The organism is Acinetobacter sp. ABJ-A23_2 (assembly GCF_044538765.1).
In the GTDB taxonomy this organism is placed as follows: Bacteria; Pseudomonadota; Gammaproteobacteria; order Pseudomonadales; family Moraxellaceae; genus Acinetobacter; species Acinetobacter nosocomialis_A.
Genome location: NZ_JBIUCP010000018.1, coordinates 17,192 through 29,782, shown reverse-complemented (window position 1 = coordinate 29,782; position 12,591 = coordinate 17,192). Strand labels below are relative to the sequence as shown.

The following is a 12,591-nucleotide window of genomic DNA, read 5'->3' as shown; positions in this document are numbered from 1 at the left end:
CTAAATCCCTACATTTTTTTACTTTTCATTCAATTTTGCCTTCAATTTCTGATTTTCTTCAATTAAAGCATCTACCTTTATATGCAGTTGAACTAGGAGTTGTTCAATGTGCTGCAAGTCCTTAGGAGTAACCAAACCAATTCGATTTAAAGAGTGGTTTACACTCGTATCTAAAATTTTTTCGACCTTGTCTTTTGTATCAGACACTGACTCTTTCGCTTTTTCGGTTACTTTACCAACAGTTGTATCGGCTAAATCACCAGTTTTAGACTCGAGCTCTTCACCTACTTTGACTAGAGAGTCAAATAGTTTATTGCCTTCTTCTTCTGCACGAGAAAAAGCACCTAAACCCGCTAACCAGATTTGTTTGGTATACTTCCTAAAATCTAATGCAGACTTCCTAGAACTTTTTGATTTTAATTTATTTTTTTCTCCTTGATCTTCTGCTTGTGTTTCTATATTTGCATTATCCATTGATCTAAGCTCCTGATCGGATGAGACAGACGAAGTCTTATTTAACCACAAAATATTCTTATAATAACAAAGTCAAGACTTGATACATTTATGAAACTGTTCTACAAAACAATCATGTCATGTAAATATATTTAACAGGACATTGTGTTAAGTTTGAGATAGGATGTCTCATTCTCTCAATTAATCTCTAATATTTAAGGATAAACTTTTATGAGTGAAACGCAACAAAGACAAAAACATCCACGTCTGTTGCTGAATATTGTTCTAATTATTTTAGAAACTTTTTTCTCATTTATTCTCACCCACGATGGTGTTCTTCGCTTGCAAGCGAAAAAGTTTATCGCCAACAAAATAACAATCCGTATTAATAGCTATTTGCCATTTTTTGACTTTTATGTGCAATTTACGGAAAAAGGACTGTTATTTGATATTCATTCATATGACCGTCGTATTGATCTAGAAATCAATAGTACACTCATCGATCTTATCAAAATTTTTGCTTTCTCAAACCAACGCAGTTTAAACAACATGCGAATTGATGGTGATGCAGAAACTAAAAAAGAACTTATCGATTTAATCTCACATCTCACTTTACCTAAGCTTCTTGCAGATTGGAAACAATGGTTCAACACACCAGATGATGAAGCCGAAGCCCTAGCTTCACGTAAAAGAATTGCACCTTTACTTGAAAAAATCGATCAACAACGTTCAGAGATAAATTCGTTGCATGTCGAAATTAAACAATATCAAAATCGAATTGCACGCTTACAACAGCGCCAACGCAATATTAACTTGTGCTTTGGTATAATTAGCCTAATATTTATTGCTTATTTCATATATAATTTGTGGGTGGCCTAACTTATTTTTTCTATCTTGATCCTACACTTGAATTAAAAATAAAAAAACTTGACTATTTTAGTCGGGATTCATAAAATCCTATTATCTAGTCTTAACATGTGTATCGAATCATGCGCCTTACAACTCGCGGTCGCTACGCAGTGACTGCTCTACTTGATTTAGCTTTGCAGCCAACTGAACAAACGATCACGCTCGCCGAAATTGCCGCACGTCAATCTATTTCAGTTGCTTATTTAGAGCAGTTGTTCGCAAAACTTAAGCGTCATGGGTTAGTTTCTAGTGTTCGCGGTGCAAATGGTGGTTACCATTTGGCTCGAAACGCTGATGAAATTACTGTGTTAGAAATCATTGAAGCTGTAAATGAAACTGTTGACGCAACACGTTGTGACCACAAAGGCAACTGCCAAAATGGTGCAATGTGTCTTACTCACGATTTATGGCAAGAACTCTCTCATCATATTGCCGACTATTTAGCCAAAATCACACTTGCCGACCTCATTAGCCGAGACAACGTTCAAACTGTTGCACTACGCCAAAATGTGACTGGCATAGATTCAGCTCTTTTATCGGGTACAGGTATTTGATATGAAACGTCCAATTTATCTTGATTACGCAGCAACCACTCCAGTAGATCCGCAAGTTGCAGAACGTATGATGGAGTGTTTAACTTTCGACGGTACCTTTGGTAATGCTGCATCTCGTTCCCACGCTTACGGCTGGCAAGCAGAAGAAAAAGTTGAATATGCACGTGAGCAAGTCGCAAATTTAATTAAAGCCGATCCACGTGAAATCGTTTGGACTTCTGGTGCAACTGAATCAGACAACCTTGCTCTTAAAGGTGTAGCTCAATTCTATGCATCTAAAGGCAAACACATCATTACAAGTAAAATTGAACATAAAGCCGTTCTAGATCCTTGTCGTGAATTAGAAGAACAAGGTTTTGAAATTACTTACCTAGAGCCAGAGCCACAAACAGGTTTAATTACTCCTGAGATGGTTAAGGCTGCCCTTCGCCCAGATACTATTCTTGTTTCCCTTATGATGGTAAACAATGAAATTGGTACAGTTACAGATGTAGCGGCGATTGGTGAATTAACACGTGCCAACAAAACATTTTTCCATGTAGATGCAGCGCAAGCAGCTGGTAAAGTTGATATCGACTTATCTACTATGAAAATTGATCTTATGAGTTTCTCTGCTCATAAAATTTATGGTCCAAAAGGTATCGGCGCATTATATGTACGTCGTAGTCCACGTGTTCGCTTAAAAGCACAAATTCATGGTGGTGGTCATGAGCGCGGTATGCGTTCTGGTACTTTGGCAACTCACCAAATCGTTGGTATGGGTGAAGCTTTTGAAATTGCAGGCAAAACAATGCATGCAGAACAAGAGCGTATTCGTAAACTTCGTGACAAACTTTGGAACGGTTTACAAGACCTTGAACAAGTGTTCCTAAATGGCCACCCTACTCAAAACGTTGCTAACTATTTAAATGTCAGCTTTAACTTTGTTGAAGGTGAATCTTTAATGATGTCGCTTAAAGATGCTGCTGTATCAAGTGGTTCAGCTTGTACTTCTGCAACTTTAGAGCCTTCATATGTTCTTCGCGCATTAGGTTTATCTGATGAGCTAGCACATAGCTCAATTCGCTTTAGTTTTGGTAAATATACCACTGAAGAAGACATTGACCACGTGCTTACAATTACCAAAGCCGCTGTTGAGAAATTACGTGAACTTTCTCCGCTTTGGGACATGTACAAAGAAGGTATCGATCTTTCTACAGTTGAATGGGCAGAACACTAATTATTGAAATTAGTGTTTTAACCCTCATATTAATATTAGGCTGACCCCGAGGTTTGGAGAAGCGAAATGGCTTATAGCGAAAAGGTAATTGATCATTACGAAAATCCACGTAATGTTGGTGTTTTAGATAAAAACTCTGAAAATGTTGGTACAGGTATGGTGGGTGCACCTGCATGTGGCGACGTGATGCGTTTACAGATTCAAGTAAATGACAGTGGCGTAATCGAAGAAGCACGCTTTAAAACTTACGGTTGTGGTTCTGCAATCGCATCAAGTTCCCTTGTAACTGAATGGTTAAAAGGCAAAACTCTTGATGAAGCTCAAGCAATCAAAAACATTGATATTGCAACTGAGTTAGCTCTTCCACCAGTAAAAGTTCACTGTTCTGTTTTAGCTGAAGATGCAATTAAAGCTGCGATTGAAGATTATCGTAGTAAAAAGTCAAAAGCTTAATTTGTTACCATTATAAACGTTGGAGTTTTCATGATTCATTTAACTGAAAATGCTGCGACTCATATTAGCAATTACCTTAAAAACCGAGGTAAGGGTGAAGGCATTCGCGTTGGTGTGAAAACTTCTGGTTGTTCTGGGTTGGCTTATGTTCTCGAATTTGTAGACGATATCGATGAGCATGATCAAGTTTTCGAACAATTCGGCGTTAAGGTTTTTGTAGATCCTAAAAGCTTAGTTTACTTAGAAGGCTTAGAAATGGACTATGTTAAAAATGGCCTTAATGAAGGGTTCGAATTTAACAATCCTAATAAAAAGGGTGAATGTGGTTGTGGTGAGTCTTTCACTGTTTAACCCTCTCCTTTCCTTTTTCTCATTAAAACAGTGTCTTTCAAAAGCACTGTTTTAATGTATTTAATTAACGTGGACCCCATTTCTAATGAATCATTTTGAGTTGTTCAATTTACCTGTGGCACTCGATATCGATTTGGCAAGCTTAAAATCAAATTTCTTGAGTTTGCAACAACAATATCATCCAGATAAAGCCGCAGATAAAGATCAAGCATTGATCAAATCAAGTGAAATCAATCAAGCTTTTAAAACGCTTTCACAAGTTGATAGTCGTGCTGCCTACCTTTTAGCACTTAAAAAGCAAGATCATCATCTTGACCAATCTATTAGTGATTTTGAATTTCTACAATCTGCATTAGAACTTCGTGAACAACTTGATGAAGCCACAACACCTGAACATTTACGTACTTTAAGATTAGAAGTACAACAATGGATTGATGGCTTAGTTCGTGAATTCAAAATTGATTACAGCGAAGAAGATTGGGCTGAAGCACGTGATACCGTACGTAAGTTGCGTTTCTTTCAACGTGTTTTAAACGATATTGATAAAGCAGAAGATCAACTGTTAGATGAAGAAGACAGCTTTGATTTAGACGATGATTTTTAATTTTGCTTTCTCTACTTTATTTTCAAGGGATTTAACTCATGGCACTTTTGCAAATTGCTGAACCGGGTCAATCCAGTGCCCCACACCAACATCGCATTGCGATTGGTATTGACCTAGGAACAACACACTCATTAGTTGCGACAGTGTTATCAGGCAAACCTAAAGTACTCAATGATGTCCAAAATAGAAGATTACTTCCTTCTATCGTTCATTATGGGGAAAATACAACTCATTATGGTGAAGAAGCCAAACCATTTATTATTGCAGATCCCAAAAATACAATTGTATCTGTTAAACGATTTATGGGTCGCTCAAAAGCAGATATTAAGTTTCAGCATCCTTATGAATTAGTAGGCTCAGAAAATGAAATGCCTGCTTTTGAAACACGTGCTGGGCGCAAAACACCAGTAGAAATTTCAGCTGAAATTTTAAAACAATTAAAAGATCGTGCTGAAGACAGCTTACAAAATCCTGTTAATGGTGCTGTAATTACCGTTCCTGCTTATTTTGATGAAGCTCAGCGTCAAGCAACTCGCGATGCAGCTCAACTTGCTGGTTTAAACGTATTACGTTTATTAAATGAACCTACAGCTGCTGCTGTCGCTTATGGATTAGATCAAGAAAGTAATTTAGAGACCGACCGTAATTATGTAATTTACGATTTGGGCGGTGGTACTTTTGATGTATCAATCCTACGTTTTTCACAAGGCGTATTTGAAGTTTTAGCGACTGGCGGTCATACAGCTTTAGGTGGTGATGACTTAGACCGTCTAATTGTAAAATGGGCAAAAAAACAGCTTAATATTGATGTATTAAGTAATGAAGACTATGCCGTGTTTATAGTTGCAGCACGTCAAGCTAAAGAGCAATTATCGACTCATGATGCTGTTGAATTAAAACTGCTTGATGCAACTCTTACTCTAGATCGACCTACATTTGAAAGCATTATTCAAGTTGCATTAGATAAAACGATCAGTGTTTGTAAGCGTGTACTGCGTGATGCAAAGCTCGAGTTAGGTGACATTCAAAATGTAGTTTTAGTAGGTGGTTCTACCCGCTCTTATGCAGTTCAAAAAGCTGTACGTGAAGTTTTTGACCAAGAACCTCTCTGCACAATCAACCCAGATGAAGTTGTGGCAATCGGTGCTTCAATTACAGCAAACCAGTTAATTGGTAATAGCCAAGATGGCTCACTTCTTCTAGACGTAACTCCTCTTTCTCTTGGTTTAGAGACAATGGGTGGCCTGGTTGAACGTCTCATCTCTCGTAATACAGCTATTCCTGTTGCACGTCGTCAAGAGTTCACGACCTACCAAGATGGTCAAACTGCCATGTTAATTCATGTGGTTCAAGGTGAACGTGATTTAGTTGAACATTGCCGCTCGTTAGGTAGATTTGTACTCCATGGCATTCCGCCAATGACTGCAGGTCAAGCACGTATTGAAGTCACTTTCCAAGTTGATGCCGATGGCTTACTCACCGTTTCTGCTCGTGAAGCAACTTCTGGTGTACAAGCTCATATCGATATCAAACCATCTTATGGTTTATCTGAAGCAGATACAGAACGCTTATTAATTGAAGGTTTCCAACATGCTGAAGAAGACAAAAATCTTCGTCATTTAAAGGAAACTAAAGTTGAAGCAGAACGTGAACTTGAAGCTCTAGAGCAAGCATTAAAAGTAGATGCAGATTTACTTGATGAAACGCAGCTTGCAGAACTCAATTCTGCAAAAGAATCATTAAAAGCTCAACTTGAAGGTAGTGATATCCAAGCGATTGAGCAAGCTGTTCAACAGCTTAAAGTACATAGTGACGCTTTTGCAGCATTACGAATGAATCGACATATTGACCATGCCTTAAAGGGCACGAAGCTCGACGATTGGTCAAAATCAAACTAAAAGGTATAGGTGATCAATATGCCACGTATTAAAGTACTTCCTCATGCTCAGATTTGCCCTGAAGGCGCAGAATTTGAGGTTGAACAAAATGCCAATCTTTGCCAAAGTCTGCTCAATAAAGGTATCAAAATTGAGCACGCGTGTGATATGTCTTGTGCATGTACAACTTGCCACGTGATTGTTCGCAAAGGTTTTGATAGCTTAGAAGAAATGAATGATGTTGAAGCTGATCTTTTAGACCGTGCTTGGGGATTAGAACCTGACTCTCGTCTTTCATGTCAGGTTAAAATTGTAGATGAAGATCTTGAAATCGAGATTCCGAAATATACAATTAACCATGCTTCAGAAAATCATTAAGATTTAATGGTAAAAAAAGCTGCTTAAGCAGCTTTTTTTATTTATATGATTTATACCGAATCTTGCTCTTGATCAATATTTATTGGCTTAACCTCATCTTCGAGTCTAAGCTGAGCAACACCTTGAGTATTAATTAAAGTTTGTTGAACTTTAATGCGTTGAATCATTTTTTCAAGCACTTCAACCAACTCTGGATATTCGTAGTTCTGTACTTCTTCTAAATTCAATACTAAATGGAAACCTTTATATTCATAATCAAACCATTGCTGATGATCTGACTTGTTCCCTGTATATTTTTCCATGACTTGCCATGTTTTTACTGCACCTTGAATACCTTTTAAATAAATTGGTGTTTTAGGCGCACATAGAAAATCACTTTTAATGAGTTGATAAGTATCATCAGAAATAAGTATTTCATCGATTTCAGCAGCATATTGTAAACGTGCTGCCAAATTTACATCACGACCTACAATCGTATAGGCCATACGATGTGTTGCCCCATAGTTCCCAACGTGGCAATAACCTGTACTAATACCCATACGGATATGTAAGGCTGAATATCCCATCTTTTTCCAACGTTCGCGTAGCAGCTTCATTTGCTGACGCATCGCAATTGCCATTTCTACACAAGATTTAGCATCTTGTTCAACACCTTGCGAATTTGGATCTCCAAAAAATATGAGAATGGCATCTCCCATAAATTTATCGACAGTCGCCTCGTATTGCTTCGCAATTTCAGTCATATGACTTAAATAGTCATTAAGCAAGAAAGCTAAGTCATCTGGAATTAAGGTTTCCGACAATTCAGTAAAACCCTGAATATCAGAAAAGAATACGGTCATTTTTTTACGTTTATATTCGATTTTTGCTTCAGCCTCACCACGCATAATTGACTGCCATAGCTGTAATGGTGCATAACGGCTTAACTGATTAGCAAAAGCGATATAACGTGTCATTTGGTCATAATAATGCTGACGTTGCTGACTAATTTTTTTAACCCAGCGATGTTGGTAATAATTTCCAATGGTTATAAACATCACTAAGCCAAGTAAAGTAATTACCGTTAATTCTTGGCTTGTTGCTTCAAAATATGGATGAAAACCAAATAGGAAAAAAGTGCTTAAATAAAAAATAATCGCACCAAGTAAACTCGTTAAACAAATCACTGCAAACGAAATACGACTATTAATTGCTGAGTAAAATAACGCAAAAAGCGCAATAAATGTAGGAACAAGATTGAGATGTACGCCCGCTAGAGTAACCGCCACCACAATTGCATCTATCGCAAAGAAAACACTTTTTTGGGTTTTCTTATCAAACTGGTATTGTAACCAGTGCTCTAATTTAGAACTAACAAAAAGTAAAAAGAGGAAGAAAGGAGGAATATAGATTTGATAATTAGTATCTGGTGAGGTAAAGGCATAGATCACTAAAATTAATGACAGAATTGAATACCCCATCAAACGATGAAAATATGCAAACTGCTTAGGTTCCCGATCTATAAACCTCTCTAATTGCACCCTATCCTCCACATTTCAATGTTGCCACACTCACATGTGGCATGACATTGATTTAATCCATACGCCAATCAAAAGGCATATCACCTTGACCACGTAAAGCAAGCATAAGGGTCTGACGCATGTGAGCCAAAACATCACTTGTGTATGGCACAGCTGGTGTACCCCACACTGGTTTAGGCCAAGCTACGTCATTTTGATAACGGACAACATGGTGAAAATGTAATTGAGGAACCATATTACCCAAAGCTGCAACATTCATTTTGTCAGCACGAAAAACGCGAGCTAACTGGCTAGATAACCAACTTGATTCACGTAAAAACTGTTCTTGGTCAGCTTGACTTAATTCGTATAATTCCGTGATCCCTGGTACGCGTGGTACTAAAATCAACCAAGGAAATTGCATATCATTCATTAAACGACATGTTGAAAGCGGAAAATCGCCTACAAAAAAAGTATCTTGAGCAAGTTGTGGATGCAAACTAAACATATCTTTTATAAATGACAATAAACAATAATGGCTAATACTATCACATCAGTTTTGATGTGAATATTATTAGTAGCCCGTTTGCTTACAAATAACAATGATTTTATGCACTTATTCATATCTCAAGGTATAAAAAAGTGCATAAAATCCAATCACAACAAAACAATTGTTCCGATCAGCTACCGCTTATTAAAAAAACAGAACTCAGGCATGTAATTCGCTCATCAATTTTTGTAGTAAATCATTGATAAATTGAATTCGTTTTTCATAATCTTCAAGCTGCACCATCACTTTTAAGCGCTGTCCACCTTCCATACGATAATACGTCGGGTTCTTTTGCATGAGTTGAATAATACTAATAGCCTGAACAGGAGTATCTGGTGAAAATTCAATGTTGCCGCCTTGAGTATTAATATCAATTTTTGTAATACCCAAATGCTCCGCTTTTAAGCGGATCTGATGTACGCTAAACAAGTGTTTAACTGATTGCGGTGGGACACCAAAGCGGTCAATAAGCTCCATGCGGATATTATCCAGTTTTTCTTGAGTATCTGTATTACTAATGCGTTTATAGAATAATAAACGTTGATGAACATCACCTAAGTAATCATCAGGAATAAGTGCAGGAATATGTAAGTTAATTTCGGCAGTTAACGATAATGGTGCATCGAAATTCGGTGTTTTACCCTGTTGAATTGCTTTGGTCGCTTTCTCAAGCATTTCCATATACAAACTATATCCGATCGCCTGCATTGAACCGCTTTGTTGCTCACCCAATAATTCGCCAGCACCACGAATTTCTAAATCTTCCGTAGCGAGCATAAAGCCTGCACCTAATGTGGAAGCGCGTTGAATTGCATCGAGACGTTTTTCAGCATCACCTTTTAAATGTTTGATTGAAGGCACCAATAAGTAAGCATAAGCTTGATGATGCGAACGTCCTACACGACCACGCAACTGGTGCAATTGTGCTAAGCCAAGTTTATCTGCACGCTCAATCAAAATTGTATTGGCATTTGGAACATCAATACCCGTTTCAATAATGGTTGAACACACCAGCACATTATATTCTTTGTGGTAGAACTGCTGCATAACTTGCTCAAGTTCACGTTCGCGCATTTGTCCATGTGCTACCGCCACGCGTGCTTCGGGCACAAGCATGCGAATATTTTCAGCCGCTCGCTCAATGGTATCTACTTCATTATGTAAGAAGTAAACTTGTCCACCACGTAATAACTCACGCAAAATCGCCTCTTTGATTGAAGCATCTGTATGTTCTTGTACAAAGGTTTTTACTGCTAAACGACGTGCTGGCGGAGTGGCAATGATCGACAAATCACGCATACCAGAAAAGGCCATATTAAGCGTACGAGGAATTGGGGTTGCGGTAAGAGTCAACATATCAACATCGGCACGTAAAGCTTTAATTCGCTCTTTGTCACGCACACCAAAACGATGTTCTTCGTCCACAACCATTAAGCCTAAATCTTTAAACTGAACATTTTCTTGTAATAGTTTGTGTGTACCTACCACAATGTCGACTTTACCATCTGCCAAGTCTTCAATATTTTTCACATGAGTTTTGTTTGAACCGAATCGTGACAACACTTCAATACGAACGGGCCAATCAGCAAAACGGTCTTTAAAAGACTCATAATGCTGTTGGGCAAGTAATGTGGTAGGAACTAAAACCGCAACTTGTTTACCATTTTGCACTGCAACAAACGCTGCACGCATGGCCACTTCGGTTTTACCAAAACCTACATCACCACACACCAATCTATCCATTGGTTTTGCTTGCTGCATATCATACAGTGTGGCTTCAATTGCATTGGCCTGATCAAGTGTTTCTTCATACGCAAAGCCGCTCGCAAATTGCATATAAAGCGATTGATCCAATTCAAAAGCAAAGCCGGGTTTTGACTGACGACGTGCCTGAATATGTAAAAGCTCGGCTGCAACATCATGAATTTGCTCTAACGCCTTACGCTTTGCTTTACTCCAAGCATCAGTACCAATTTTATGTAATGGTGCTAAATCTGGGTCACCACCACTATAACGGCTAATCAGATGCAAGTTTGTTACTGGGACATACACTTTCGCATCTTCAGCATAATCCAGTTGCAAGAACTCATAGTCTTGACCTTCGATAGCAAGTGTAATTAAGCCAGCATAACGCCCCACACCATGATCAATATGTACAACAGGAGCACCTATACTAAGCTCAGTTAAGCTTCGAATTAGAAACTCTTCCGAAACTTCTTGTTGACGCTTACGACGACGCTGTACAACTCGGTGTTCGTAAAGCTGATTTTCTGAAATAACTGTTAATTGATCAGTTATAAGTAAACCACGGTCTAAAGGTGCATTGGTAATCGCAATTGCAAATTGACTGGTTTTGAATTGCTCAAAATTCTCTACATTCGGAATTTCACCCAAACTTGAACGCAATGCATCTTTTAAACTTTCTCGGCGTCCTGCACTTTCCGCAACCAATAGAACAGGATGGTTTGCTTCATCAATATATTTTTTTACAGCTGCAAATGGTTTTTCTTTTTTTGGATCGACCGGTAATTTAGGTGGTTGTTCAGTTTTAAGGTTAAGTGCACCAGCTTTTTCTTCAATAGTTTCTGCACTCACAAGCATGCGCGGAAACTGATTTAAAGCACTCAGCAAATTATTTGGAGAAATAAATAACTCTTCAGGAGCAAGAATAGGTTGATCAATATTATGACGTCGATCTTCATAACGACGCATAACTTCTTTCCAGAAGTTAGTTAAATCGTTATCAACATCATTGGTTGTAATTACAATGCAATCCTTTGGCAAGTACGTTGTAAACATACTTTGCGATTGCATGTGTTCTTTATCAAAAAACAAAGGTAAATAAAACTCAATTCCTGGAGATGCGATGCCATCTAAGACATCTTGATAAATTGGATTTTTCTTAGGGTTTGCTGTCGGAAAAAATTCAGAATAACGATCTCTAAAAACTGACCGTGCTTCTTTTAATGGAAATTCCTTAGCAGGTAAAACTGTAAAACTTTTTAGCGTTGTAGTTGTTCTTTGGGTTTCGGGGTCAAAGAATTTTAAAGAATCAATTTCATCATCAAATAGGTCTATGCGGATAGGAGCTTCTTGCCCAGATGCAAAAATATCCATAATACTGCCGCGTACCGCAAATTCGCCATGATCATATACTGTATCTACCAAGTGGTAGCCAGCCTGAACCAGTCTTAACTTTTGCTGTTCTAAATCAAATTTTTGTCCCACTCTTATGTCAAAGTGCTTACCTAAAACCCATGAATAAGGTGCAACGCGTTGAGCCAAAGTACTTGCTGAAATGAGTAATACGCCTTGCTGCGGCATATTCGATAAAATCGCAAGACGTTCCGAGACAATATCCTGATGCGGAGATAACCGATCATAAGGCAAGATTTCCCAATCGGGGAAAATTGTCGGTTTTACTCCATAAAACTCAAGTTCACTTTCTAATTGTGCAACATGTTGGTTATTTCGAGCGACTAAAACTAATAAAGAAGAATGCTGAGTCGCAATTTCTTTAAGCAATAAAGCGGCTGATGAACCTAATAATGACCCCACCCAACGCTTTTCACCGGCCTTGAGCTGTTGCAAATTCAATTGAGAGATTTCTTGTTGAAACATGTATATGGCTTTTATGAGCTAAAAAGATATGAGGTTAATAGTAGCATGATGTTTTTATTGAATTGAGTTATTTTTCTGAAATCAAGCTACTACTTTACAATACTTTTTTATAGTTCTTAAACA

The 12,591-nt window shown here is 38.0% G+C and carries 12 protein-coding genes; 8 read left to right on the top strand and 4 right to left on the bottom strand.

Going from position 1 to position 12,591, the window contains the following annotated elements:
- Window positions 1-18: 18 nt before the first annotated feature.
- On the bottom strand, window positions 19-474 hold the full coding sequence (locus tag ACH63V_RS08285) for a phasin family protein (protein WP_304400635.1): 456 nt from the start codon (window positions 472-474) through the stop codon (window positions 19-21).
- 210 nt (window positions 475-684) lie between these two features.
- Between ACH63V_RS08285 and ACH63V_RS08280 the strand changes: the two genes are divergently transcribed.
- From ACH63V_RS08280 to fdx, 8 genes are all read left to right on the top strand, one after another.
- Window positions 685-1,332: a hypothetical protein gene (locus ACH63V_RS08280; RefSeq protein WP_311087750.1), complete on the top strand. Its 648-nt coding sequence runs from the start codon at window positions 685-687 to the stop codon at window positions 1,330-1,332.
- A gap of 110 nt (window positions 1,333-1,442) precedes the next feature.
- The gene (locus ACH63V_RS08275) at window positions 1,443-1,916 is read left to right on the top strand and encodes an Rrf2 family transcriptional regulator (RefSeq protein ID WP_004701912.1); all 474 of its coding nucleotides are present in this window, start codon (window positions 1,443-1,445) and stop codon (window positions 1,914-1,916) included.
- Between the two features lies 1 nt (window position 1,917).
- A complete protein-coding gene (locus tag ACH63V_RS08270) occupies window positions 1,918-3,135 on the top strand; it encodes an IscS subfamily cysteine desulfurase (protein ID WP_002050229.1) in 1,218 nt (405 codons plus the stop codon).
- Between the two features lie 66 nt (window positions 3,136-3,201).
- Window positions 3,202-3,588, top strand: a complete 387-nt coding sequence (gene iscU, locus ACH63V_RS08265) for a Fe-S cluster assembly scaffold IscU (RefSeq protein WP_002049835.1) — start codon at window positions 3,202-3,204, stop codon at window positions 3,586-3,588.
- Window positions 3,589-3,618: 30 nt separating this feature from the next.
- Window positions 3,619-3,939 carry an iron-sulfur cluster assembly protein IscA gene (gene iscA, locus ACH63V_RS08260; protein ID WP_002050042.1) on the top strand — a complete coding sequence of 107 codons (321 nt, stop codon included), beginning with the start codon at window positions 3,619-3,621 and terminating at the stop codon, window positions 3,937-3,939.
- Window positions 3,940-4,024: 85 nt separating this feature from the next.
- Window positions 4,025-4,543 carry a Fe-S protein assembly co-chaperone HscB gene (gene hscB, locus ACH63V_RS08255; protein WP_151793645.1) on the top strand — a complete coding sequence of 173 codons (519 nt, stop codon included), beginning with the start codon at window positions 4,025-4,027 and terminating at the stop codon, window positions 4,541-4,543.
- 38 nt (window positions 4,544-4,581) lie between these two features.
- Complete coding sequence (hscA, locus tag ACH63V_RS08250; protein WP_396463215.1) at window positions 4,582-6,441, top strand: Fe-S protein assembly chaperone HscA; 1,860 nt, start codon at window positions 4,582-4,584, stop codon at window positions 6,439-6,441.
- Window positions 6,442-6,459: 18 nt separating this feature from the next.
- Window positions 6,460-6,798: an ISC system 2Fe-2S type ferredoxin gene (gene fdx, locus ACH63V_RS08245; protein WP_002049779.1), complete on the top strand. Its 339-nt coding sequence runs from the start codon at window positions 6,460-6,462 to the stop codon at window positions 6,796-6,798.
- Window positions 6,799-6,848: 50 nt separating this feature from the next.
- On the opposite strand, the gene ACH63V_RS08240 is transcribed toward fdx, so the two are convergent.
- The 3 genes from ACH63V_RS08240 to mfd all read right to left on the bottom strand — a co-directional run bounded on the left by ACH63V_RS08240 (window position 6,849) and on the right by mfd (window position 12,468).
- The gene (locus ACH63V_RS08240; protein ID WP_396463214.1) at window positions 6,849-8,318 is read right to left on the bottom strand and encodes an adenylate/guanylate cyclase domain-containing protein; all 1,470 of its coding nucleotides are present in this window, start codon (window positions 8,316-8,318) and stop codon (window positions 6,849-6,851) included.
- A 52-nt stretch (window positions 8,319-8,370) separates the two neighbouring features.
- Window positions 8,371-8,805: an HIT domain-containing protein gene (locus tag ACH63V_RS08235; protein ID WP_004701924.1), complete on the bottom strand. Its 435-nt coding sequence runs from the start codon at window positions 8,803-8,805 to the stop codon at window positions 8,371-8,373.
- Between the two features lie 201 nt (window positions 8,806-9,006).
- Entirely contained in the window at window positions 9,007-12,468 is a 3,462-nt protein-coding gene (gene mfd / locus ACH63V_RS08230) for a transcription-repair coupling factor (RefSeq protein WP_396463213.1), read from the bottom strand.
- Between the last annotated feature and the right edge of the window lie 123 nt (window positions 12,469-12,591).